Source organism: Pantoea sp. CFCC18179 (genome assembly GCF_059412405.1).
This window is the reverse complement of the sequence record NZ_JBNBPM010000013.1, coordinates 82,302-107,458: the sequence shown is the minus strand read 5'-3', so window position 1 is coordinate 107,458 and position 25,157 is coordinate 82,302. Positions and strand designations below refer to the sequence as shown.

Sequence of the window (25,157 nt, the reverse complement as noted above, 5' to 3'; positions counted from 1 at the left end):
CGCAGGCATAAAAAAACCAGGCCGCAGCCTGGTTCTCATCATCGCGTTAACTTACGCTTTTTCCGGCACCACGTTCAGCAGCGCGGTCAGCAATTTCCAATACAGACCTACGCTCTCAATGTGTACCTGCTCATCCGGCGAATGCGGGCCAGTGATGGTAGGTCCAATAGAAACCATATCCATATTCGGGTACGGCTTCTTGAAGAGACCACACTCCAGACCGGCGTGAATCACCTGAATGTTCGGCGTTTTACCAAAAAGCGCTTCGTAAGTTTTGCGCGTCAACGCCATTACTGGCGAATCGGCATCCGGCTGCCAGCCTGGGTAGCCGCCTTTCGGTGCGCTTTTCGCGCCAGCCAGATCGGCCAGTGAAGTCAGCACTTCGACCACCCAATCTTTGCCGGTATCGATCAGTGAACGAATCAGGCAGATGATTTCGGCATGGTCGTTATCCATGGTCACCACGCCGACGTTCAGCGACGTTTCCACCACGCCTTTCGCCACGTCTGAATTGCGAATCACACCGTTTGGCGTGGCATTCAGCAGATTCAGGAAGCGATCGCGGCTATTGCTGCTCAGCGCCTGGCCCTGATGCGACAATGACTCGGTCACCACCGCGATGTTCTTCTCTTTAATGCCCAGCTCATTCAGCAGTGTGGCCTGGAAATGTGCCGCAGCAGATTTCAGTGCATCCACTTTATGACTATCAATTGCCAGCGTGGCGAAGGCTTCACGCGGGATGGCATTGCGCAGCGTGCCGCCAGTGAATTCAATCAGACGTACATCGAGTTCCGCCGCGTGCAGTGCGAGGAAGCGCGCCAGCAGTTTGTTGGCGTTGCCGAGGCCAAGATGGATATCGGCACCCGAGTGACCGCCTTTCAAGCCCTTCAGCGTCAGCTTCAGCGTCTCAAAACCGGCTGGAACAGCTTCACGCGTCAGCGGCAAGGTGGTGATGAAGTCGATACCGCCAGCGCAACCCATATAGATCTCACCTTCCTCTTCGGAATCGGTGTTGATCAGGATATCGGCCTGCAACCAGTTTGGCTGCAAACCAAACGCGCCGTCCATGCCCGATTCTTCGGTCATGGTCAGCAGCACTTCAATCGGGCCATGCGTCAGGCTGTTGTCAGCCAGCACCGCCAGCGCAGAAGCCATGCCGATGCCGTTATCTGCACCCAGCGTGGTGCCGCGTGCTTTTACCCATTCGCCGTCAACATACGGCTGAATCGGATCTTTGGTGAAGTCGTGAACGGTGTCATTGTTTTTCTGCGGCACCATATCAAGGTGCGCTTGCAGCGCCACCGGCGTGCGTTTTTCCATGCCAGCAGTAGCAGGTTTACGAATCAGGATGTTGCCGACCTGATCGCGCTCAACCCAGAAACCTTGCTCTTTGGCCCAGCCAACAACGTACTCGGCCAGGGCTTCTTCGTGGTAAGAAGGGTGTGGAATGGAACAGATTTTGGCAAAAATATCCCACAGCGGTTGGGGTGAAAGTTGCGACAATTCAGACACCATGCGTCTCCTGTGTCAGCGCGGCGGACAGACCGCTCGCACGCGGGTTTCCAGTAAAAATCGTCGTCAGCACATCTGACGTGATGGGCCTGAGAATATCACTGTTTCTCACTGGTTGCGTAATCAGGCGCGCTAAAAACCTGCAACCAGTAAGACAGATGCTGGTTTTTAAGGCGTCAGATCCTTATAATCTCGCGCAACCTTTTCCCCCTTGCATATTTTTAAGCCAAGTTTATTGGTCGGGATCTCTTTATATGAGCGAAAAATACGTCGTAACCTGGGACATGTTGCAAATTCATGCCCGTAAACTGGCCCAGCGCCTGCTTCCTGTGGAACAGTGGAAAGGTATCATCGCGGTCAGCCGTGGTGGTCTGGTTCCGGCATCGCTGCTGGCGCGTGAACTGGGTATTCGCTACGTCGATACCGTGTGCATCTCCAGCTACGATCACGATCATCAGCGTGAAATGAAAGTACTGAAGCGTGCTGAAGGCGACGGTGAAGGCTTCATCGTGATTGACGATCTGGTGGATACCGGCGGCACCGCGCAAGCGATCCGCGATATGTATCCAAAAGCGCGTTTCTGCACCATCTTCGCCAAGCCTGCTGGCCGCGCGCTGGTGGACGACTATATTGTCGATATCCCGCAGAACACTTGGATCGAGCAGCCGTGGGACATGGGCGTGGTGTATATCCCGCCAATCGTCAAAGGCGCCTGATTGATGCATCGCAAACAACGCCCGGTTATGCCGGGCGTTGTGCATTCTGCGCCTCGCGTGCATCCTGGGGGTGCAGTACACTCTTAGCCATCGCCGCGACATTGGCTGGAGAACCTCGAAGATGTCTGATAAAAATCTCAGCGAAGAGCTGTTTAAACCTCGCTTCAAACACCCGGAAACCTCCTCATTAGTCCGCCGTCAGCATCATACGACGCTACCCGTTCACAACGCGCTGGAAGGTGACACGCAACGCGGCTGGTATCGCATGCTGAATAAACTGCTGTGGACATGGCGCGGTTTGTCGCCGCAGGAAATCAGCGAAGTGCTGTCGCGCATTGCCATCAGCGATTTTGAGCGCACCACCGAATCGTTGCTGGACACGGTGATTGGCTATCGCGGTGGCAACTGGAATTACGAATGGTCGAAGCAAGCGGCGATTTGGCAGCAGCGCGCCATGCAATCCGATAATCACGATGATGCCGGGCAACACTGGCTGCATGCCGCCAATCTATTTAGCCTCGCCGCCTATCCCTATATAAAGGGTGATGAACTGGCCGATCAGGCGCAGGTGCTGGCGAATCGTGCCTATGAAGAAGCCACGCAGCGTTTGCCGGGCGAACTCAAATCACTGACTTTTCCGATGAACGGCGGCAGCCCGGTTACGGGCTTTTTACATATGCCTGCCCAGGCGGAAGCACCGTATCCAACGGTGTTGCTGTGCGGCGGCCTCGATTCATTGCAGAGCGATCACTATCGCTTGTTCCACGATTACCTCGCGCCGCGCGGCATCGCCATGCTGACGCTGGATATGCCGTCGGTGGGCTTCAGCAGTAAATGGACGCTCAATCAGGATACCAGCCAGCTGCATCAGCAAGTGCTGCGTGAGTTGAGCAATGTGCCATGGATCGATCACACCCGCGTGGCGCTGTTGGGTTACCGCTTTGGGGCTAACGTGGCGACGCGTTTGGCCTATCTCGAAGTGCCGCGTCTGCGCGCGGTAGCCACGCTTGGCGCGATGGTGCACAGCGTGTTTGTTGACGCGCAAAAGCAGCAGCAATTGCCGGATATGTATATGGACATGCTGGCCAGCCGTTTGGGCATGTCATCGACCTCGGACAGCAATCTGCGCATCGAACTCAATCGCTATTCGCTGAAAGTGCAGGGCTTACTGGGCCGTCGTACGCCAACGCCAATGCTGGCAGCCTATTGGCCGGATGATATCTTCAGCCCGCAAGAGGATGCGCAACTGATCGCTAACTCCTCCGCGCAAGGTAAAACCCTGGCGATCCCCGCCAAGCCGGTTTTTGCCAGTTTCGATAAAGCGCTCAATCAACTTTGTGATTGGTTAGCCAAACAATTGAAAAGCTAACTGGCGAAATCCCCAAACTCTGCTAGTACTTATATCCGGGATATTTCCATTAATCCCCGTCATACTTCATGTTGCAGGTGCGTTGGCTGCGCGTGTTCACCCCGGTCATTTACTTCAGTAAGCTCCCGGGGATTCACCCGCTTGCCGCCTTCCTGCAACATGAATTATTTAGGGGATTGAATTTCGAAGTAGATTGGCAGTGCAATTTCAAGGGTTCAAGGGAGAAACAGATGACATTACCGAGTGGTCACCCCCGTAGTCGCCTGCTTAAGCGCTTCACCGAATTGGGGCCATATATCCGTGAAGGGAAATGTGAAGAGACACGTTTCTTCTTTGATTGCCTGGCTGCGTGCGTCAACGTTAAGCCTGCGCCAGAACTGCGTGAGTTTTGGGGCTGGTGGATGACGCTGGAAGCTTATGAAGATCACTTCACCTACGAATATCATTTTGGCCTGTTTGATAAAGCGGGTGATTGGGGCGCGGTGGCGATCAAAGGCAAAGAGAACAATGCCAAAGTGGAAAGTACGCTGCGTAACTTCCATGAGCGTCTGAAAGCGATGCTGCTGGAGCAGAAACTTGATCTGCGCCCGGCGGAAGGATTTAAAGAAGAGCCAGTGAAACTGAGCGCCTGATGTTCAGTTGATGCATTAAAAAGAGAAGAGCCGGTGATGAGCCGGCTCTTTTTTTATAGACACAGGGGAGGGTACAGCTTACTGCTTAGAACTGGTAAGTCAGGCCAACAGCAACCACATCGTCGTTGTTCAGACCCAGTTTGTTGTTGTCGTCCAACTGGTTGATTTTGTAATCAACAAAAGTAGACATGTTTTTGTTGAAGTAGTAAGTCATGCCCAGGTCGATGTATTTAACCAGGTCTTCGTCACCGATACCTTCGATGTCTTTTCCCTTAGTTTGGATATAGCCCAGGGATGGACGCAGACCGAAGTCGAACTGGTACTGAGCAACCACTTCGAAGTTTTGCGCTTTGTTAGCAAAACCACGGGTACCGATTGGCGTCATGTTGCGCGTTTCGGTGTAGATTGAAGCCAGGTAGATGCTGTTAGCATCATACTTGATACCTGCGCCCCATGAATCAGCTTTATCACCACGACCGAAGGTCTGCAGCTGCTGCTGGTTAGTACGGTCTGAAGAGGTGATTGCAGACATCAGGCTGATGCCAGTGTCAGCAATGGTGTAACCCAGTGACGCACCGTAACCGTCGCCGTTCTGGCGAGAAGTATCAGTGATGCTGCCGCGTGAGTTAGCGCTGGTAGCGTCGTTTTTGCCCTGATATTGCAGCGCGAAGCGCAGGCCATCAACCAGACCAAAGAAGTTGCTGTTGCGATAAGTGGCAACGCCAGTCGCACGAGCGGTCATGAAGTTATCGGTACGTGCAGTACCGTCACCACCGAACTCTGGGAATACGTCAGTCCAGGCTTCTACGTCGTACAGCACGCCGTAGTTACGACCGTAGTCGAATGAACCGTATTGACCGAACTTCAGGCCAGCAAAGCCCAGACGGGTTTTGTTGCCTGCGTTAGCGTCAGAACCTTCTGAGTTGTTAACGTTATACTGGTATTCCCACTGGCCGTAACCGGTCATCAGGTCGTTGATCTGAGTCTGACCTTTGAAGCCGATACGAACGTAAGATTTGTCACCGTTGTTAGAAGCTTGATCACTGAAATAGTGCTCAGCTTTAACGCGGCCGTAGAAGTCCAGTTTGTTACCGTCTTTGTTATATACTTCTGCGGCGTTTGCGGTGGAAGCCAGTGCCAGCGCAGAAACAACTAATGCCAGTGTGCTCTTCTTCATTTGCTATCAATCCCGATGAGTAAATTTTTGTAGTACCCGGAAAAGGGTTTGTAAAACAGGGGACTTTTTACCGTTTGCTGATGAAAGTTTTATGACAGTTTTTCTGATTTCTTGTTAATTGCGAACTTTTGGTCTACCGCATTGTCAGGGGATTTTTGTGCTTTTCCCCTTGCTGTTGTTGGCTTCCTTGCTCACTCCTGATAAAACGTCCCTTCGCAGATTTTTTTCTTACATGGCAGGAAAAACATGAGTGGCAGTCAGACCCTTGTGGTCAAGTTGGGTACAAGCGTCCTTACCGGCGGTTCGCGTCGGTTGAATCGGGCGCACATGGTGGAGCTGGTTCGTCAGTGCGCGCAGTTGCACGCGGCGGGGCATCGCATTGTTATCGTCACTTCCGGCGCGATTGCCGCGGGACGCGAACACCTTGGTTACCCCGAACTGCCGCCTACCATCGCCTCAAAGCAGCTGTTGGCTGCGGTGGGGCAGAGCCGTTTGATCCAGCTGTGGGAACAACTGTTCTCGATTTACGGTATTCATATCGGCCAGATGCTGTTAACGCGCGCCGATATGGAAGATCGTGAACGTTTCTTATACGCGCGTGACATGCTGCGCGCGCTGCTCGACAACCACATCGTGCCGGTGATTAATGAGAACGATGCGGTCGCCACCGCGGAAATCAAAGTCGGTGACAATGACAATCTGTCGGCGCTGGCGGCGATGCTCGGCGGCGCAGATAAGCTGCTGCTGCTCACCGATCAGCAAGGCTTGTTCACCGCCGATCCTCGCACCAATCCGGAAGCGGAATTAATCAGCGATGTGCATCAAATCGACGATGCGCTGCGCACCTTGGCCGGCGGCAGTGTGTCTGGCCTCGGCACCGGCGGTATGGCGACCAAACTGCAAGCCGCAGATGTTGCTTGTCGCGCAGGGATCGATGTGATCATCGCAGCGGGCAGTCGTCCAGACGTGATCAGCGACGTGCTGTACGGCAAACCGGTTGGCACGCGCTTCCATGCACAACAATCGCCGCTGGAAAATCGCAAACGCTGGATCTTTGGCGCACCGCCAGCCGGTGAAATCACCATTGATGATGGCGCGCTGGCAGCGGTATTGGAGCGCGGCAGTTCGCTGCTGCCGAAAGGGATTCGTGAAGTGCAAGGCAACTTCTCACGCGGTGAAGTGATCCGCATTCGTAGCCTGCAAGGACGCGATATCGCCCACGGTGTAACGCGCTACAACAGCGATGCGATGCGCATGATTGCCGGTCATCACAGTCAGGAAATCGGCGATATTCTCGGTTATGAATATGGCCCGGTTGCGGTGCACCGCGACGACATGATCGTCAGTTAAGGAGCAGATGATGTTAGAACAAATGGGTAAAGCGGCGCGCGCTGCGTCGTACAAACTGGCGGAGCTCTCCACCGAACAAAAAAATCAGGTGCTGCTGACCATTGCCGATCGTCTGGAAGCGGAAAGCGCCGACATTCTGGCAGCCAACGAGCAGGATCTCGCCGACGCGCGACAGAATGGCATGAGCGAAGCGCTGCTCGATCGCCTCACGCTGAATCCGCAGCGTCTGAAAGGCATCGCTGGCGATGTGCGTCAGGTGTGCCGTCTGGCCGATCCGGTTGGACAGCTGATCGATGGCGGCCTATTGGATAGCGGCCTGCGCATCGAACGTCGTCGCGTCCCGCTCGGTGTAATCGGCGTGATTTATGAAGCGCGCCCGAATGTCACCGTTGATGTCGCGTCACTGTGTTTGAAAACCGGTAACGCGGCGATTCTGCGCGGCGGCAAAGAAACTTATCGCACCAATGCCGCCACCGTGCGCGTGATCCAAAACGCGCTAATGCAGCACGGTTTACCGGCTGGCGCGGTGCAGGCGATTGAGAATCCGGATCGTGAGCTGGTCAATCAACTGCTGAAGCTCGATCGCTACGTCGATATGTTGATCCCGCGCGGCGGTGCCGGTTTGCACAAGCTGTGCCGCGAAAACTCCACCATTCCGGTGATCACCGGCGGCATTGGCGTGTGTCATCTCTATCTCGATGAAACCATGGAAACCGCGGCGGCGCTGGACGTCATCGTCAACGCCAAGAAGCAGCGTCCAAGCGCCTGTAACTCGCTGGAAACCTTGTTGATTCATCGCGATCAAGCCGAAGGTTTTATTCCGGCTTTCCTGCAACGAATGGCGCAGGAGAACATCGCGCTGCACGCTGATGAAAACGTTTTGCCACTGCTGCAAAACGGTCCAGCGGCTGTGGTCGCGGTGCAGGCTGAAAATTACGATGACGAATGGTTGTCGAACGATCTCAACGTCAAGCTGGTGGCGGATATTGATGAGGCTATCGCACACATTCGCGAGCACGGCACGCAGCACTCCGATGGCATCCTGACGCGCAGCATTGGCAATGCCAACCGCTTCGTCAACCAGGTCGACTCTTCTGCGGTATACGTTAATGCCAGCACCCGCTTCACCGACGGCGGCCAGTTTGGCCTCGGCGCTGAAGTGGCGGTCAGCACGCAAAAACTCCATGCGCGTGGCCCAATGGGATTAGAAGCCTTAACCACCTACAAATGGATTGGTTGGGGCGACGATACGCTGCGTCGTTAATTTTTTACCCTGCCTGAAAAAGGGCGCCGGAAACGGCGCTCTTTTTTTTTGCTTTCGATCCAGCTATTTCCAGAGCTTTTTGATTTATTTCTGTCATCTATGGCGCAGTGGCGGCTTTTAACCCATTTTTTGCTGTAGATGCTGGTCTTATAGCACCAGAACAATCCTGAAAACCCCTGTCAGAACAAGCGATATGGCATTGATCACTGGTTTACGCCCCGCCGAAAGAGATAATGATCATCCAGCTTTATTGATAAAAGCGGTTGGGTAGTAAACTGCCGGTAATATAAAATGAACTGGTAGCAAAAATGAAAATAACATTCAGTCTTTTACTGAAGGCAGATTATTAACTGATGGTTAAAAACGAGAGTAGCAGACAAGCTTTTACTGCCAGGCTGATTGCCGCATGCGAAAGCGCCGGCATTGCTGGACATGGACGAAACAAACAGGTTGCACTCGCTCTGCAAGAAAGGGGATGTCGAATTTCAACGCCGGGGGTTTGGAAATGGTTTAACGGACAATCGATACCCGATGGCAATAATTTACTGGCGCTCAGCCAGTTATTAGACGTGCGCGTCGAATGGCTGCAATACGGTATGGAAAAACCGGCTGCGATGTTGGCACCGCACGAACTCATCAATCCGTTGCCGCGCTTTCGCGTTGAGAGTTTGGATATCGAGCAGCAAAGCATCCGCAGCTCGAGTGCGCGCGACGAACTGGTCGAGACCATCCAGGCGATTGAATACGGGCTGGAAGAGGCGCGCGTGCTGTTCAACGGTCGTCCGGCGGAGAACATTCGCCTCATCGCGCTCAACAGTGATTCGATGGCTGGCACCTTTGCGCCACGCGATCAGCTGTTTCTCGATATCAGCGTGCATCGCTTTGATGGCGATGGTATTTATCTGTTCACGCTTGACGATCAGCTCTATCTCAAACGTCTGCAACTGCAACACAAAAAGGTGGCGGTTATCTCTGATAACAAGCGCTACGAAACCTGGTATTTAACCCTCGATGAAGCCAAAGCGTTGCACGTGGTGGCGCGGGTGATCATGAGCCAGGCGCGTGATTACCAAATTCTAGGCTGATCACAAAACGCCAGATACAGTCAAAAAAATATGTTGGCTGAAATCATAAATTTAACTGATGGTAAATAAAAAATTAACTACCAGTGTTTGCCAATGTATTAGAACCTGTTAATAATTTGAGCATGGAAGAACGAAACATTTGCTCCCGGATGAGCCCGCTCTTAAACAATTGAGGCGCTGCACAAGCGCGATACAGTCCAGCCAAAGTCAGTGGACTTTGGGATGGGATGGATACGCACTTAGCAGCGTTGTCAGTTGCCCTCTGCTATCACTTCCTCTACTTCTTCCTGGCCGTTAGTACGGACGGGCGAGTTGCGGATAAGTGTTTTCAGTGGAACCGCGCACGCTTCGATTCCCGCCGAATCGCCGTGCCTGCCATCCCATCGCCAAAGACTCATTCACAGGAGGAGTTATGGCGATTATCCAGTACGGAAAGTCAGTATTTTCAGGCAATGCCCGCACGCGCCGCCATCGGCGACGCCAATCCCTCAGCCGTCTTAAGTGCAGTATCGATAGCGCATTGGGTATCGAAACCGAAAACGTCACCCTGCGCAGTGCCGAGCGGATTTGCAAGCGCCAAACCCATTCACGCGTCGATTGCGCGGTGTTAGCGCCAGTGCGCGTTCAGCCGCCGCAAGCCAGTTTTGATAACCGCTGTTTGCCCCATGTCTATTTGTATGCCGTGCGTTAAATCTTTCTCTCCACTTTCCCAGTTTTAAGCGGAACGACTCTTTGCTATTCACTGTTTAATCATCCTTGAGCGTTGCGGTTATCCGTCAACGTTGCCGGGTGAGTAAACGATCAGCGGAGTTTATGTTTTTGGCCGCTTCGCACAGCCATTTTCAGACTGTTGCGCCCGTCAAAGAGGAACCACTATGAGCCAGATTATTGCCATTTTGAATTTTGAAGAGGGTTACCGTGAAGCACCTTATCTCGATACGTTGGGCTTCCCGACGGTAGCCGGCGGTATTCGCATCGGACCCAAAGGGGCGTCGCTCAGCAACTACATCTTTCAGGTGCCGCGAGCAGTTGGCGATGTGTGGAAGCAGTGCCTGGTCGAGGGCAAGGTGCAGCAGATGCATCAGCGTCCGCTGGTGGATCAGGCGTTGGCGAAATGCAATGAAGCGCGCTGTGACGTGCTGATCAGCATGGGCTATCAACTTGGCGTCGATGGCTTAGCGCTGTTTCGCGGCATGCTCACCGCGATTACCCAAGGTGACTTTAACTCTGCCGCCAACGCCATGCTCGATAGCTTGTGGGCGCGGCAAACATCCGGTCGCGCACGTCGCCATGCGGAAGTGATGCGCAGCGGCACCTACGACATCTATCGGGGGCTGTTATGAACATGAAATGGCTAATTTTTCTTATTGCGGTACTGGTGGCGATCATCGTGCTGCTGATATTGCAGCGCTTCACCACTTTGGAGTTTGTGAAACATGCGCGGCTGCTGTTCAAAACCTGGTCGGTATGGCTGGCGTCGCTTGGCTCAATGCTAAGCGCGTGGGTGCAATCGTTCCCGTCGTCAGCGCTGGATGCGTGGAACAGCTTGCCTCAGGACGTGAAAGACATTCTGCCGCACAACTATCTCGGCATGATCGGCGCTTTCATGGTGGCGATGGGCGTGATGGCGCAGTTCGTCCGCCAGAAGGGCCTTAATCAACAGAAAATCGCCATGGAGGAAAAACCATGACTCTTCTCACTTCATTGCTCGGCGGCAGTTGGCACTGGCTGGCTGCGCTGGGCGGCATTCTTGCCGCTTTGGTGGCCAGCTACTTCGGTGGCAAGAAGATCGGCAAAGTGCAGCAAAAATCCCAAGCCGCCGTCGAAAGCGCCGACAAAGCCGCGGCGCAAGCGGTGGCGGTTAACCAGCAGCAGCAACAGCTGCGCGAGGAGGCCAAACGTGTGGAAGCCAGCAACCTTAATCTTGACGACGCTGCTGCTCGTGACAAGTTGCAGCAATCGAAATACCACCAGCCCTGAAGCCCCCATCGTCATCGATTCCGCCTGTACCCTGTTTTCCCCGATTTACACCCACGGCAATGACGCCGCGCGCATGGACATTCGCACCGTGCGCGCCATCAACAATCACAACGATCTTTGGGATCAGCACTGCGGCCACGCGGCGCAATAACGCTGTCCTGCTATTTCTGCAAGACCCACCTGAAGAGCCGAGGAGGCTATGATGATCGAAGTTAACTCTTATGCTGAACTGCGTACCACTGTACCAAGCAAAAACGGCGATCTGGCATTTTTACGCCGTTACAACGCTGACTCCACCTTCCACGGCGGCGGCGATTTTACCGGCTTTATCGGCACCACCACCGCAGTAGAAGATGGCGGTACGCTGGTGATCGGCAACGGCTTTTACTGGAAACGTGTGATTAACGATCCCAGTGAAATCAACGTCTATCACTTTGGTGCCAAAGGCGATGGTTACGCCAATGATACCGATGCGTTCAACCGCATGCTGGCGTGGACGCAAAATTACTCCGGCAACATCACCGCATTGCCGGTGCGTTTTCCCGGCGGGCGATTCCTGATCAGCCCGATCGATATCAGCGGCACCGAGCGCGCCTTCTTCGGCCTGCAAGGTGATGACGTCGAGCTAGGTTCGCTGCCGCGTACCACCATCATTTCCGACAAAAGTGCCAACACGGTATTTAAGGTGAAGGCGCGCCGCACTTCGATTCGCGGGATTGCGTGGAACGGCCAGGCGTCCGCCGATATCACCACCAACAAAAGCACCATCACCTCCGATATGTGCAGCAACGTGCAGCCATTCTTCGAAAACACCTGTATCGAAGGCACCACCGTCAATATCTACTGTTTCCGCGCGCAGAATAACGGCGGTACGGTGATTAAAGTGCTGGATACCCTCGACAGTAAATTCGACCAAATCTACACGCTGTACACTTACGGCCGCGTGTTTGATGTTGGCTGGTCGAACTCCCCGAAAGGCGCGTGGGATCACTCCACCGCAATTGAGATCTGTAACTGTAACTTCCAGACCGGTTATGGCGACGCCACTATTTATATGCCGCGCGTCACGCAGGGGATTATGCGCAACGTGTGGATTGAGCATACGCGCAATCCTGGCGATCTCTCGGATGGCGGCTGGACCATTGATACGCTGAATATTGAGGATTGCGGCAGCCCGTTCAATCTCAACAATACGCGTATGACCATGCGCCAGCTTAATCTGCAATCGGGCGCATCGATTAGCACCGATGCCGCCGCCGGGCGCTGGTTATCCACCTTTGAATACGGTTATCGCCGTGATGAGAACTACGGCACCTTCATGACCGGCTCGCTGCGTGCCGGTTACTTCAGCGGCTACAAGATCACCAACAATACCGATACCGATAACTGGTATCGCGTTGGGCAGCTGTTCTTCCCGAACGCCAACCAGCAGTGGGTGATGGAGTTTATTGGTAAAGCCGATGCCACCCAGCCCACCGGCACTGCCGGTACGCCGGTGAACGTGGCGGCCACCGGTAAAACCTGGGTCAACTTGCAGCGACTGGAAACGGTATGGGCAGATGCCTATCACATGGGCCAACCAGCGGTGCTGGATATCCGCTACAGCCGCGTTGGCACCACGTACGCGGCGGTGTGGGTGAAACTGCGCGCCAACAGCGGCGACACCATGCTGAACCTGAAATGTACTGGCCCAACGCGTTTCGATACCGGTTCTTGCTCGCTGTTCCAGCAGGACTTCTCGATCGCCACCGACACCACCAAAATTGGTGGTTTCAAACCGGCGGCACGTTTTGGTCTGCACAACGGATTGGCGGGCGTCGGCGCCAATGAGAAAGGGGTGCTCACCGTCGCGACGGCAGCGGGCACACCAACCAATAAAACCACGCCTACGGGCTTTGTGCTGGTCAACATTAACGGTGTCGATCGTAAACTTCCTTATTACGATTAGGGGCGAGCACATTTTAGCGAGGCTTCGGCCTCGCTTTTTTGTTTCTGACGAGGGAGTGATTGTTAATAGCAGAGTTGATCAATTTATCGGTGCAAATTTGATGTGCGTTAATATGTACACTATTATGTACATTATCATGTTCATAATAGTGTATTTTAAAGGTGTGGTATGGAGCGCATTCTTGCGGAAAAAACGATTAACATTACTGAGTTAAGGAAAAATCCGGCAAAATTTTTTATTGATGAGCCGGTTGCCGTTCTCTCTAACAATCGACCGGCGGGTTATATGTTAAGTGCACATTTGTTTGAAGAACTGATTGATCTGCTGGAACAGAAGCAAGGAAAGAATCACACTCCCGCGCGATTCAGACCTTCAGCGAATCGTTTAAAAGAAATTGCGGAAAATGGGCAGGCGTTGCTGCAAAGCGCTTCAGATAAGGATCTTAATGAGTTCACGGAATGAGCATAAGGGTTTTTAAATCAGCCTTGATCCGCCAACAGTTGAGCGAGTTTGAACTTGAGGATTTGGCGGCGGATTTTTTGTCCTATAAAAGAGACGGCGAGTTACCCGATACGTTTGGCCGGGATGCACCTTATGATGATGATTCTACTTATCCTTTAGTGAGAGAAGAGCGGGTTTCTCACATTCATCTTGCCGATGCTGAAACGCTTTTCCCGAGGTTTCTACGTCAGTTCAACAGAACCAGCGATCAGGCTCACTTGGTTTACTGCTCTGGGGCGATGGATGGTGATGCTTACTTACTGATTATTATCCTGAAACCCGAAGCGCATAAGATGGCGCGTAATAATAACCATATGCACAAGATCGGGTTGATGGCTGAAGCGTTCAGGATGAAACATTGAGTTGTATAAAAACCTTTATAAACAAAGAGCGACAAATGCCGCTCCTTCAATCAGAACCAGGTCACCATAAATGGCGACCCTACAAAACCGCGTCTTACATCTGTAGGGTCGCCATTTATGGCGACCTGGTTGTCAATCAACTCTTCGGAAATATCCACACATGGTTTTCCGGCAGTGCCAGATGGCAATGTTGCGGATCGCGCACCTCGGTGCCGTAAGCGCGAATCACGAAATCATCCCCCGCAGTGCGGAACAGATATTCCCAGCGATCGCCAAGATACATGCTGGTGAGCAGCGGCAGTTCCAGCTGATTTTCCCCCGGTCCCTCCACCAACTTCACGCGCTCAACGCGGATCACTGCCGTGGCGTCCTGTCCTTGTTGTACACCTTCTCCCGCTAATCCCCACAACGCCCAACCTTTGCCTTCGATACGTGCTTTGCCGTCGCGCAGTTCGGTGATTTTGCCGTTCAGGCGGTTGTTGCTGCCCATAAACTCGGCGGTGAACAGCGTTTTTGGCGAACCGTACATCTCTTGCGGCGTGCCTTGCTGCTCAATCTTGCCGTTATTCAGCAGCAGGATGCGATCGGAAATCGCCATCGCTTCATTCTGATCGTGCGTCACCATCAGCGCCGACAAACCCAGTTTGATGATCAACTCACGCAGGAACACGCGCGCTTCTTCACGCAGCTTGGCATCCAGATTCGATAACGGTTCATCCAACAGAATCACTGGCGGGTTGTACACCAGCGCACGGCCAATCGCCACGCGCTGCTGCTGACCACCGGACAGCTGATGCGGATGACGTTTGCCAAGATGGCCAAGACCCAACTGCGTCAGCACATCTTGCACGCGCTGGGTAATTTCCGCCGATGCCACTTTGCGCAGCTTCAGCGGATACGCCACGTTCTCAAACACGGTTTTATGCGGCCACAGCGCGTAGGACTGAAACACCAGCCCGAGATTGCGCTCCTCGGCAGGGATTTCACTGCGCGGGGTGCCAGCGTAAACCTGGTTTTTACCGATGACGATGGTGCCCTGCGTCGGCTTCTCCAGCCCAGCCACCGCGCGCAACAGCGTGGTTTTGCCGCTGCCAGAAGGGCCAAGCAGCGAAACCACTTCGCCGCGTTGCAGATTCATCGACACGCCTTTCAGTACCGGGTTGTCGCCGTAAGTGAGATGCAGATTTTCGACCGATAACTCAATCATGTAATTTGACTCCAAAACGCAGGGCAATCCCTAAACCGACCACCACCAGCAGGATGTTAATAAAGGAGAGCGCAGCGACGATATCAATCGCGCCCGCCGCCCACAGCGAAACCAGCATCGAACCGATGGTTTCTGTGCCAGGCGAAAGCAGGTATACGCCGGTTGAATATTCACGCTCGAAAATCAGGAACATCAGCAACCACGAACCGATCAGGCCGTAGCGCGATAACGGAATGGTGACGTGGCGAGTAATCTGTCCACGCGTGGCACCGGTGCTGCGTGCCGCTTCTTCCAGTTCCGGCCCGACTTGCAGCAGCGTTGAGGAGATCAGACGTAGGCCGTAAGCCATCCACACCACGGTATAGGCCAGCCACACGCTGAAAATGGTGCTGCGCAGCGAACGTAACCAGACAATCAGGTTGTCGCGCATCCACTGCGACCAGGCGAAATCAGACAGCCAGCCAGATTTCAGTGAGTTATCCAGCCACATCGGCAGGAACAGGAACACCCACAGAAACGCTAAACCCGCCAGCAAGCCCGGCACGGCGCGCGGCACCAGCACGCTGTAATCGAGGAAGCGCGTGGTGTTGTCCGGTTTGCGGTGCATAGCGATGCCGATAAACAGGTAGCAACCCACCGCCAATGCGCCGCCGATCACGCCAATCGCCATGGAGTTGACGATGGCGCGCAGCAGGTTGGGCTGCGCCCAGATGGTTTGGAAGGTTTTGATCGACAGCTCATCCCAGATTGAGACGCCAACGCCCCAGTTGGAAATAAAGGCACGCAGCACCACGCCGATCAGCGGTACGCCGATGGTGACAGTCAGCCAGAAGGCGACAACCGCGCCCGCCACCCAGCGCCATTTTCCCAGCGGCAAGGCGCGCGCCTGTGAAGCTTTACCTTTCACGGTAACGAAGCGATTGGCGGTGCGCATCAAACGGCGTTGCAACATCACCAGTGGAATGGTGATACAAATCAGCACCACCGCCACGGCGGCCATCAGGTGATAGGACGGCGTCCCCAACTTGTTGGTCAACTGATAGAGATACGTTGCCAGCACCATGTTGCCTTCAGGATCGCCCAGCACCAGCATCAGACCGAACACTTCCAGGCCGAGGAAAAACAGCAGCACGATGGCGTAGAGAATAGAAGGGCGCACCATCGGCAAACTCACCGCCGTCATGACCTGCAACGGCGAGGCACCGGCAATACGCGCCGCTTCTTCAACATCCGATCCCACACTGCGCAAGGCCGAGGAGATATACAGATAGGCATGCGGTACGTGGGTTAAACCGGCGATCACCACGATGCTCGACATGTCGTAGATGTTCCACGGCACAAAGCCCAGCAACTGCTGCGCCCACAGCGAGAAGAAGCCCACCGGACCGGCGGCGACCACATAACCAAAGCCCAGCACCATCGGTGAAACGAAAATCGGCACCAGAATCAGCGGCTCGATCAGGCGTCTGCCGGGCAAATCGGTGCGCACCATCAGGAACGCCAAAATGCCGCCGAGCGGAATGGCGATGATCACCAAGCCAAAGGCGAGAATAAAGCCGCTTCTCAAGGCTTTATAGAAGTCGGGATCGGTAAAAATAAATTCGAAGGCTTCAAGGCTCCACTCTTTCGACGGTGAAAAAAATGGTGCGGAGAAGAAGCTCTGTATAACGATAAACGACAGCGGAACGTAGATAACCAGTGCAGTTATCAGCACCACAATGCCGCGCGGCAGGCTTTGCCACTTTCTATGCAATGCACGCATATTCGGACCCTGAATGGTGAAATCAGATAAAAGAGAGCCAAGCGCGACGCAACGGCCGCGCTTGATTACTGCGGTTATTTACCGGCGGCTTCGCGCCACTGTTTGATGTAATCCAGACGTTTTTTCGGTTGCAGATATTCCAGCAGGCTTTCATCCACCGGAATTGGTTTCAGCGCCTTGCCCAACATTTTAGTCATGCCATCAATGTCGTTTTTGCCTTCAATATCGTTACGCAGGGAAGGGATGTCAGACTGATTTGCCAGAATGCTCTGTCCTTTCTCCGACAGCACATAATCCAGCCACAGCTGTGCCGCATGGCTGTGTTGCGCTTGCGAACTGATGAACGAAACGCGCGACAGCACCAGCGTGTAATCCTTTGGATAGGAGATGCCCAGCGACGGATCGGTTTTAGCACGCGCTTCGGCGTAAGAACCGAGGATGTTGAAACCAATCAGGTTTTCGCCAGATGAAACCCTTTCCATCATGGTGCCGGTGGAGGATTGCACTGCTAAACCGCCTTTTGCCACATCCGCCAGCGTTTTGAAGTAATTGGCATCGGCTTTAGCATCTTGCACCGACAGCATGAAGCCGAGGCCAGATTTCTCGATATCGTAAGTGGTGACTTTGCTTTTGAATTTATCAGTCTGGCTGGCAATCAGTTTTGCCAGCGCCGCGTGTGAATCGGGCACATCACCGGCTGGAATCAGACGCTTGTTGTAGATGAACACCACCGGCTCGTAGGTGGTGCCGTAGGCTTTGTTGTTCCACACTGCCCATTTCGGCAGCTGCGCCAGTTCCGGCGATTTGTACTCTTGCGCGTAGTCGGTCGCCAGCTTCAAGCCGGTATCCATTGAAGAGCTCCATACGATGTCGCCGCTGGTGCCACCGGAAGCCTGTTCGCTGATAAAACGGTTGTACAGCTCGGTGCTGTTCATATCGTTATATTCAACTTTGATGTCCGGATAGGTTTCTTCAAAGCCTTTGATCAGCGGCCCGGCGGCTTTGGTATCGGTGGTGGAATACACCACCACTTTGCCTTCTTTATTAGCGGCATCAATCACGCCTTGGTAATCCGCCGGATAGCCTTGCGGCGGGGCGGCGACAGCAGACATTGAAACAAAAACAGTGGCGGCAAGCAGAGACAGAGGGAATGTGTTCGACATTATAATTAACCTTTTAGTTACATTTGAGGAACTAATGGTCAACATAGCCGAACGCATTTTGTAGACAAGAGGTGACAGATCGTTATCTTCGCGAAGTGTGATTGTTGGCGTTGTTTGCCGAATTAACACCATTAAAACCACAGATACCACGCACCACGCATTTGCGGGCGATCACACTATTTCGCATCTGCGATCTTGCGATACAACCTACGCGGATGGCCGATATTGCCATACTGCATCTCGACGCCGATAAAACCGATCTCCACGCAATATTCCAGATAACGTCGGCCGGTGGTTTTACTGATGCCAACGCTCTCCACCACCTGTTCCACCGACCAATTATCCTCCGGTGCATCGAGGAAAAAGCGCTTCACGCGCTCCAGCGTATTGCTTTCAATGCCTTTGGTTGAAGGGGCTGACGGCAGATCGCTGGTGGGCAGATTAAACAACTTATCCAGTGCCTGCTGATCGACGGTTTTCATCTGGCGGACACTCTGCTCCAGCAGCATAAAGCGTTCCAGTGATGCTTGCAGCCGATGGAAAAATACCGGCTTGAGCAGGTAATCAAACGCGCCGCTGCGCATCGCATGGCTACAGGTTTGCATGTCGCTGGCGGCGGTAATGAAAATCACCGAACACTCGAAACGCTTCAACAGCGGATCATCAATCAGCGTCACGCCCTGGCCATCCGGCAAATAGTTATCGAGTAGCACCAGACGCGGTTGATGCTCACCGATCAGTTGGCGCGCTTGCTCCAGCGTGGCAGCAATGCCGACCACGCGCAGATGGAAGTTCTGTTCAATGTATTCGCGATGCAACTCGGCAAGATGCGGTTCGTCTTCCACGATCACCACACTCAGCGCCTTGGCGTTATTCATGGGATTGTCCTGTTGAAACAGCCGGTTGGAACGGGATGAATACCGAGAAAATAGTGCCGTGCGGCACATTGTCAGCAATCTCAATACTGCCGCCGGCTTGCTGCACATAACCGGCGGCTAAGTAGAGCCCGATGCCATGTTCCGAGCCCAAAATGTCATCGTTGCTGGCCGGTTTGCTGGTGACACCTTGTTCAAACAGATGCGGTTTGATGGCGTCATCCACGCCGCAACCTTGATCGGCGACTTCGATCAGCAATTCATGATTGCGGTCGGAGATATACAGCTCGATTGGCATCGCCGGGGTTTTGGCTTTGAGGGTCGCATCCACCGCGTTATCCAGCAGATTCCCCATCACCGACATCAGCGCGGTTTCGCTCAGCGCGGCGGGCAGTCGCGTCAGCTGGCATGCGGGATCGAACACCAACTCCACGCCTTTTTCGCGCGCGCTGACGTATTTGCCCAACAGCAAGCCGCACAGTGCAGGCGAAGTGAAGCGCGCTGAGACAAAATCCAGCACCTGCTGCGCGCCCGCCGATTGTGCCTGGATATAACGCATTGCATCGTCATAACGCTGCATTTGCAGCAATCCCACCAGGGTTGCGGTCCAGTTCAACTGTTCGTGGCGCATGATGCGCAGATTATCCGCATAGCGTTTCACCTGGCTTAATTGGCTACTCAAGGTATTGATGTCATTTTTATCGCGGAAGCTGCACACCCAACCGCTGGGCTCGCCAGGTGCCAGTTCAATCGCCACGCGGTTGACGATCACCTGGCGCTGATTCATCACCGTAATATGGTCGTGATGGCGCCCGTTTTCGCCGAGATCGCTGTGGCTGAGAAACGCCGGATGGATTTGCAGCACCGTATCCAGCGGCTTGCCCAGCAACTCACCTTCACTTTGTTGAATATCCAGCAACTCACGTGCCGCGCGGTTAATTAATATCAGCTGACGATCGGCATTCACGGCAAAAACCCCTTCATACATCGCTTCCAGCAGCGCTTTTTGTTGCAGTACTAGCAGCGCGATATCTTTCGGTTCGAGCCAGAACATCTGCTTTTTTAGATTGCGGGTAAACATCCACGAAAAGATAAACAGCAACAGCAGTAGCGCAATGCCGTACAAACTGGCTTGCCACAAAAGGCTGATATTGATGTTGGCGATATAAGAGGTGAGATAACCCACGGAAACAATGCCGATGACCTGGTGCTGCGGATTGAAGATCGGCGCTTTGCTGCGCAGCGATACGCCAATGCCGCCTTTACGCACCGAAATAATGGTTTTCCCCTGCAACACTTCCGCGTTGTCGCCGCCAATCAGCGGCAGGTTCAGCCGCTCTGGGCGTTCAGAGTGATAAAGATGCTGCTCGTTCACATCACCAATCACGATGTAGCTGGCATCACTTTGATCGCGCAGCGGCTGGATCAAGGCGGCGATACCCGCGATATCACGCTGCGCCACTTTCTCTGCCAGGCCCGGCATCAGCGCAATTTCACTGGCTTGCACCCGCGCGCGCAGCCCCAAATCGTGATGCAGTTGGCGATCAATAAAATGAAACAGGATGGTGCCCAGCAGCGCCAGCAGCAGGCAAGAAAACAGCACCAGCGAGAGAAAGAGTTTCACCTGAAAAGGTAATCTGCGTTTCATACGGCCTGTAATTGAGAAAGTAATGGAGAACACTTAACCGAGGATTTACAGAAGCCTATCACGGCAAAATAGGCCGGGTGATCGGCTCAGGCCAGAGTTGTGAGCTGGCTACAAACTAATGAATTATCAGGCGTGAATATCTTCTGGCACGGGCTTGCGCCGTATTGCCACCTTATTCCTGGATTTTCCCTCCCGCTGCGTTAATCAATTCGTGTAATGCCAATTCATCGCGGCTAATCAATACGCCTGACTTTTATCCATTTCCCGCATGAGTAAATTCCGTTTCGGCCTGGCAACCATTGACCTTATTACGGCGACTGGTGAGAATGCGGTGAAAGTTTTGAATTAGATCGCAAAATTTTGGCTTAAAGCCTATTGCAGTGCGGCTGCGAGAGCCGCACTGAATTAACGCCACTTGCACGCATCGGTACGCGAAAGACGCATCGAGATAATAAAAGTGCAGGGCATACAGCAAATATCGTTAATGTCGTGACGTTCGTTGAGAAGGCCCGTCTGAAGATGCACCCTCTCAGCCCCGGTCGGCATTTCTTGTTTTTCGTTATGAGTGAATTAAAAGCGCCAGCGTTTTTTGGCATCTATAACGAAAAACGACAGTTTTAAATTAAAAACAGTGTTGCATGTTGCGATGTCGCCATTAAGTCAAATCGCCACATGAAAAAACGTAACTCGCTGAAAATAAACTGAACTCGATTGAGTGCAGCGCAGCCCCTTTACGCCAAAAATAATGATTTATGTGATTTTAGTGCACTGGTAGCTGTAAGCCAGGGGCGGTAGCCTGCCTAATTTAAAGCATGAAAATAGAATTAAATTGCACGGTTAATTTGGCGATTATCTTATTCCACTGTTCGTTTAGAAATCATTTACAGGCCATTTTTATTTAGCCTGAGGAAACTCCGAAATAGCGGTCAAACCAATGTTAAGCCGGGCGCAAGAAACGCAGTGCCAGGATTATCGATTAATCCTTGTCGCGTTCACCGATCGCTTTTTACGCCCGCAACTTTTACTTCGACAGAGTCCAGAGGTCATATGCTAAATCCTGTTAACGACGTTTTAATTAGCGTCATCGTGCCGGTGTATAACGCCGCGGCGTATCTGGAGCGATGCATTGATAGCCTGCTACAGCAGGACGAAAACCGTTTTGAAGTGATCTTCATCAACGACGGTTCGCGCGATAATTCGCTCGCGATTTTGCAGAACTACGCGCATTACCCACATTTCCAGCTGATCGACCAACCGAATGGCGGCGTCTCGTCGGCACGCAATCAGGGCATTCGTGCTTCGCGCGGCAAATTACTGTGCTTTTTAGATGCCGATGATTTCCTGCCGCCCAACGCTTTTTCGACCTATGTGCGTTTGATGCAGTCGCAGGTGGCGATGGTGGTGGGCGAGTCGCAGCACTTTACGCCACAAGGTCAGCCGATCGATTTCCCGGCGAATAGCAGCACATCGCGAGCATTGGCAGCATCGGCGGCGATAAACGACGTGCTGTATTTCAATCCGCGCCACGGTATTTGCGACAAGGTATTTCGCGGCGATGTGATTCGTCAGCATCAACTCAGTTTTAATGAGGATATTTATAACTTCGAAGATCTGCTGTTTGTGATTAATTACCTGCATCTGCAACAAGACCGTCAGGTGATATTTACTCAGCAAGTAGTTTATCACTATGTGGTATCACCCAATTCAGCCACGCGCTCGACGCTGCGAGAAAAACACTTCTCGTTTGCGCGATCTTTCAGCCAGATGCAGGCGTTTTTATCCCGTCAGCATAATCGTTGTTATTACCATCTCTATTTAAAGGTCACCTCATCTTATATCTATAAAGCGTTGCACAGCGACGGTTTCAGCCGTGCCTTTGTTGATGAATATATCGCGCTTTATCGCCGCAGCTTTAAGTCTTACTTCACCTCAGGATTAATGCTTAATCCGTGGAGTCTGTACTTTGCGCTGTTTTTTGTCAGCCCGCGTCTGGTATCGCGTCTGCGCCGTCTGGCACAGAAATAAACGCGGAGGCTAAATTGTGAAAGATAAATTAAAAAACTCCATGTGGATGATCGCTGAAAAGCTGATCGCAGTATTTGGTTTAATATTTGTCACTTCGTATGTGGCGAAGTATGTCGGGCCAACCACCTTCGGCATTATTTCGATCTCAATGCTGGTGTTCCAGTTTATTCAAAGCATCGCGCTGATGGGTAGTGATGTGATTCTGTTGAAACGTATTTCACAGAATCGCTATTCCGGCATGCGCTTAATGATGGCCACGTTTTTATTGGTGCTGCTGATTTATAGCGTGCTGGCGGTCAGCGGCATGTTGATTATGGGAGAAGAGTGGAGTGCGGATGCACTGATCTTTATCTGTGCTGCGGCAATTGCGTGTCTGTTCTCCGCGCTGGATTTGGTCAATATCTACAACGAAGCGATGTTGAATGCGCGCCTGAATGTGATTGCCAATCTGATCGGTTTAGCCATCAGTCTCACCGTGCGTTTCTTTATTTCGTATTACGCGCTGGACCCGAAATTCTTAGCCGTGCCGATTGTGCTGGCGACCTTTATCCCGTTCGCCATCAAACTCACTATTTTCCTGAAATACCATCGTCAGGTGCCGATTCCCGCATTACGGCATATGAAGAAGTATTCACGTTATATGGTGGCATCCGGCATTTCTTTGGTGTTCTCAGTGATTGCGGTTGCGATATATACCCGCGTCAATCAACTGAGCGTGTCGTATTTCCTCGGCGTAAAAGAGGCCGGAATATTCTCCGTGGCGCTGACGCTCGCTACCGCATGGGTATTTTTACCTAACGCGCTACTCGCGTCGTTTTTCCCGGCGTTCTTTGCTGAGCGTGATGACGAGCAAGCCATCATCCGTGTGCAGAAACTGCACCTGCTGGTATTGGGCGTTTCATCGTTGGTGATTATGGCGATTTGGCTGCTGTCAGGCTGGTTTATTCGCGACTTTTACGGCGTGGAGTATCTCGATGCGGTGGCGCCGACATTGCTGCTCAGTATTGGTGCGATGTGCGCCGTGCTCAGCAGTTTAATGGACCGCTTTATTATCAAATATAACGGTTATCGCTATTTAGTGAAAAAGACCTTTGTGGTGCTGCTTATTTGCATCACGTCATCACTGTGTTTGGTGCCGTATTTTGGTTTAAACGGCGCCGCCATGAGTGTGGTATTAACCGAATTCTTATCCTTTACCTTACTGAATTACTTTTTCCCTGCACGTCCTGTCATGCGTATTCATCAAGTCTTTCTCAACCCCAGGAAACTATGGCTGTTATTTAGCAATACAAAACCTCAGACAGTAAAGAGAGTTTATCATGAATGAAAAACCCCTATTTAGTCTTATCATTCCCGTCTATAACGCCCAAAAAACCATTAAACGTACTTTGTTGAGCGTGCTTAATCAGACGTATAACAATTACGAGGTGATTGTCGTTAATGATGGCAGCAGCGATTTAACGCCTAATATAGTGGCAGAGTTCAGTGCTTATTCACAGGTCACGGTGATTAACCAAATCAATGCCGGTGTCAGCGCCGCAAGGAACAGTGGAATTAAACAGGCGCGTGGTGAATATGTGCTGTTTCTCGATGCCGATGATTGGGTGGATGATGACTTCCTGATGATCTTTAAACAGAACCTCGATGCCTGGCCTGCGGAATCGGTCGAGCTGATTGTCGGCAATCTCAATGACAACCGCGTTGGGAAAGTCTCACAATCGGGGTTCTTCAGCAGCGAAGAAATTCCGTACGTGCTTGGCGAGTTGGAGATGAGTGATAACATCGGTTATCTGCATAACAAATGTTATCGCCGCCAGATTATTGAGGATCTCGATCTACGCTTTTTGGAAGGCATCTCGATGAGTGAGGATCTGTTATTCAACCTCAAATTCTTCAGCTGTATTAGCAACTTCCTGGTCACGCCAGGCGCGGCTTATCATTATGAAGATGTCGAGGGTTCATTATCCAAACGTAAAGTGCAGTACAGTGAACTGAAAGTGCGTAAACAGTTTCTGACCGCGCTGTATGATTCGATCGTGAATAAATACCAAGCCAGCGATCTCGATTATTTCCTTAAAGGCATCTCTAAACGCGTGTTGGCGTTGGATATGCAAATTGTTACCGCGATGTATCACTCTTCGTTTTCACCTGCGGATATTGCCCAGGAAATTAATGAAATAAAGCGAGGGAAATACTCAAAAGGTATTTTCATTCTGCTGAATAAAAATGAAAAACTGAAGTACATGATTATGAATTTGAATACTATCACAGCGTACTATTTTCTTTATGCTCTCTACAGGATGCGCGCATTCTAAATTTCCCTTCATACTTCAAGCGACAGATGCGTTGGCTGCGTGTATTCACCCCGGTCACTTACAAACGTAAGCTCCCGGGGACTCATCCACTTGCCGCCTTCCTGTCACTCGAATTATTTTGGGAAATCGACACTAAAATTCTCCCGGGATTATTCTCTACATCGCGATCCTGGTGCGCATGAATGCGCACCCTACGAAAACGTAGGGTCGCCATTTATGGTGACCGAATCGCGAAGAGGCTAATTGCCGGGGGAGTTTCTCCCGTT

General features: G+C 52.4%; 24 protein-coding genes. 17 read left to right on the top strand and 7 right to left on the bottom strand.

The genetic code is table 11. The features are described from left to right. Nucleotides 1-51: 51 nt before the first annotated feature. A complete protein-coding gene (pepD, locus tag ACPUC7_RS20105) occupies nucleotides 52-1,512 on the bottom strand; it encodes a beta-Ala-His dipeptidase (protein WP_494924228.1) in 1,461 nt (486 codons plus the stop codon). A 254-nt stretch (nucleotides 1,513-1,766) separates the two neighbouring features. On the opposite strand from pepD, the gene gpt reads away from it, so the two are divergent. From gpt to crl, 3 genes are all read left to right on the top strand, one after another. After that, complete coding sequence (gene gpt, locus ACPUC7_RS20100; RefSeq protein WP_008108942.1) at nucleotides 1,767-2,228, top strand: xanthine phosphoribosyltransferase; 462 nt, start codon at nucleotides 1,767-1,769, stop codon at nucleotides 2,226-2,228. A gap of 121 nt (nucleotides 2,229-2,349) precedes the next feature. After that, complete coding sequence (gene frsA, locus ACPUC7_RS20095) at nucleotides 2,350-3,597, top strand: esterase FrsA (RefSeq protein ID WP_494924216.1); 1,248 nt, start codon at nucleotides 2,350-2,352, stop codon at nucleotides 3,595-3,597. Between the two features lie 230 nt (nucleotides 3,598-3,827). Then, a complete protein-coding gene (gene crl, locus ACPUC7_RS20090) occupies nucleotides 3,828-4,229 on the top strand; it encodes a sigma factor-binding protein Crl (protein WP_343553517.1) in 402 nt (133 codons plus the stop codon). Nucleotides 4,230-4,314: 85 nt separating this feature from the next. On the opposite strand, the gene ompC is transcribed toward crl, so the two are convergent. Further along, a complete protein-coding gene (gene ompC, locus ACPUC7_RS20085; protein ID WP_343553518.1) occupies nucleotides 4,315-5,406 on the bottom strand; it encodes a porin OmpC in 1,092 nt (363 codons plus the stop codon). Nucleotides 5,407-5,652: 246 nt separating this feature from the next. On the opposite strand from ompC, the gene proB reads away from it, so the two are divergent. From proB to ACPUC7_RS20030, 11 genes are all read left to right on the top strand, one after another. After that, the gene (proB, locus tag ACPUC7_RS20080) at nucleotides 5,653-6,756 is read left to right on the top strand and encodes a glutamate 5-kinase (protein ID WP_039333147.1); all 1,104 of its coding nucleotides are present in this window, start codon (nucleotides 5,653-5,655) and stop codon (nucleotides 6,754-6,756) included. 10 nt (nucleotides 6,757-6,766) lie between these two features. Continuing rightward, complete coding sequence (gene proA / locus ACPUC7_RS20075; RefSeq protein WP_494924227.1) at nucleotides 6,767-8,020, top strand: glutamate-5-semialdehyde dehydrogenase; 1,254 nt, start codon at nucleotides 6,767-6,769, stop codon at nucleotides 8,018-8,020. A gap of 353 nt (nucleotides 8,021-8,373) precedes the next feature. Further along, nucleotides 8,374-9,105: a S24 family peptidase gene (locus ACPUC7_RS20070; RefSeq protein WP_494924215.1), complete on the top strand. Its 732-nt coding sequence runs from the start codon at nucleotides 8,374-8,376 to the stop codon at nucleotides 9,103-9,105. Between the two features lie 412 nt (nucleotides 9,106-9,517). Beyond that, nucleotides 9,518-9,796, top strand: coding sequence for a transcriptional antitermination N peptide (locus ACPUC7_RS20065; protein ID WP_494924214.1), 279 nt, complete (start codon nucleotides 9,518-9,520; stop codon nucleotides 9,794-9,796). 184 nt (nucleotides 9,797-9,980) lie between these two features. Further along, nucleotides 9,981-10,448 (top strand): lysozyme family protein, encoded by a 468-nt coding sequence (locus tag ACPUC7_RS20060; protein WP_343553522.1) that lies wholly within the window; start codon nucleotides 9,981-9,983, stop codon nucleotides 10,446-10,448. A 2-nt stretch (nucleotides 10,449-10,450) separates the two neighbouring features. Next, nucleotides 10,451-10,795: a DUF7940 domain-containing protein gene (locus tag ACPUC7_RS20055; protein WP_343553526.1), complete on the top strand. Its 345-nt coding sequence runs from the start codon at nucleotides 10,451-10,453 to the stop codon at nucleotides 10,793-10,795. Then, complete coding sequence (locus ACPUC7_RS20050) at nucleotides 10,792-11,085, top strand: hypothetical protein (RefSeq protein WP_494924213.1); 294 nt, start codon at nucleotides 10,792-10,794, stop codon at nucleotides 11,083-11,085. The genes ACPUC7_RS20055 and ACPUC7_RS20050 overlap by 4 nt, the downstream gene beginning before the upstream one ends. After that, the gene (locus tag ACPUC7_RS20045; RefSeq protein ID WP_494924229.1) at nucleotides 11,030-11,236 is read left to right on the top strand and encodes a hypothetical protein; all 207 of its coding nucleotides are present in this window, start codon (nucleotides 11,030-11,032) and stop codon (nucleotides 11,234-11,236) included. The genes ACPUC7_RS20050 and ACPUC7_RS20045 overlap by 56 nt, the downstream gene beginning before the upstream one ends. A 51-nt stretch (nucleotides 11,237-11,287) precedes the next feature. After that, the gene (locus ACPUC7_RS20040; protein ID WP_494924226.1) at nucleotides 11,288-13,033 is read left to right on the top strand and encodes a putative phage tail protein; all 1,746 of its coding nucleotides are present in this window, start codon (nucleotides 11,288-11,290) and stop codon (nucleotides 13,031-13,033) included. A gap of 168 nt (nucleotides 13,034-13,201) precedes the next feature. Beyond that, nucleotides 13,202-13,495, top strand: coding sequence for a type I toxin-antitoxin system antitoxin YafN (gene yafN, locus ACPUC7_RS20035; protein ID WP_494924212.1), 294 nt, complete (start codon nucleotides 13,202-13,204; stop codon nucleotides 13,493-13,495). 2 nt (nucleotides 13,496-13,497) lie between these two features. Then, nucleotides 13,498-13,896, top strand: a complete 399-nt coding sequence (locus ACPUC7_RS20030; RefSeq protein WP_494924225.1) for a type II toxin-antitoxin system YafO family toxin — start codon at nucleotides 13,498-13,500, stop codon at nucleotides 13,894-13,896. Between the two features lie 136 nt (nucleotides 13,897-14,032). On the opposite strand, the gene ACPUC7_RS20025 is transcribed toward ACPUC7_RS20030, so the two are convergent. The 5 genes from ACPUC7_RS20025 to ACPUC7_RS20005 form a co-directional block, all read right to left on the bottom strand. After that, nucleotides 14,033-15,103 carry an ABC transporter ATP-binding protein gene (locus tag ACPUC7_RS20025; protein ID WP_494924211.1) on the bottom strand — a complete coding sequence of 357 codons (1,071 nt, stop codon included), beginning with the start codon at nucleotides 15,101-15,103 and terminating at the stop codon, nucleotides 14,033-14,035. Beyond that, complete coding sequence (locus ACPUC7_RS20020) at nucleotides 15,096-16,865, bottom strand: ABC transporter permease (protein WP_494924210.1); 1,770 nt, start codon at nucleotides 16,863-16,865, stop codon at nucleotides 15,096-15,098. The genes ACPUC7_RS20025 and ACPUC7_RS20020 overlap by 8 nt, the downstream gene beginning before the upstream one ends. A gap of 74 nt (nucleotides 16,866-16,939) precedes the next feature. Next, entirely contained in the window at nucleotides 16,940-18,028 is a 1,089-nt protein-coding gene (locus ACPUC7_RS20015; protein ID WP_494924209.1) for an ABC transporter substrate-binding protein, read from the bottom strand. A gap of 176 nt (nucleotides 18,029-18,204) precedes the next feature. After that, a complete protein-coding gene (locus tag ACPUC7_RS20010; RefSeq protein ID WP_494924208.1) occupies nucleotides 18,205-18,906 on the bottom strand; it encodes a response regulator in 702 nt (233 codons plus the stop codon). Continuing rightward, nucleotides 18,899-20,551: an ATP-binding protein gene (locus tag ACPUC7_RS20005; RefSeq protein WP_494924207.1), complete on the bottom strand. Its 1,653-nt coding sequence runs from the start codon at nucleotides 20,549-20,551 to the stop codon at nucleotides 18,899-18,901. The genes ACPUC7_RS20010 and ACPUC7_RS20005 overlap by 8 nt, the downstream gene beginning before the upstream one ends. 1,047 nt (nucleotides 20,552-21,598) lie before the next feature. On the opposite strand from ACPUC7_RS20005, the gene ACPUC7_RS20000 reads away from it, so the two are divergent. The 3 genes from ACPUC7_RS20000 to ACPUC7_RS19990 are packed head-to-tail and all read left to right on the top strand — an operon-like array spanning nucleotide 21,599 to nucleotide 24,891. Then, nucleotides 21,599-22,576, top strand: a complete 978-nt coding sequence (locus tag ACPUC7_RS20000; RefSeq protein WP_494924206.1) for a glycosyltransferase family 2 protein — start codon at nucleotides 21,599-21,601, stop codon at nucleotides 22,574-22,576. A 16-nt stretch (nucleotides 22,577-22,592) separates the two neighbouring features. Next, complete coding sequence (locus ACPUC7_RS19995) at nucleotides 22,593-23,903, top strand: oligosaccharide flippase family protein (protein ID WP_494924205.1); 1,311 nt, start codon at nucleotides 22,593-22,595, stop codon at nucleotides 23,901-23,903. Next, the gene (locus ACPUC7_RS19990; protein WP_494924204.1) at nucleotides 23,896-24,891 is read left to right on the top strand and encodes a glycosyltransferase family 2 protein; all 996 of its coding nucleotides are present in this window, start codon (nucleotides 23,896-23,898) and stop codon (nucleotides 24,889-24,891) included. Before ACPUC7_RS19995 ends, ACPUC7_RS19990 begins: the two co-directional genes overlap by 8 nt. The last annotated feature ends 266 nt before the right edge of the window (nucleotides 24,892-25,157 follow it).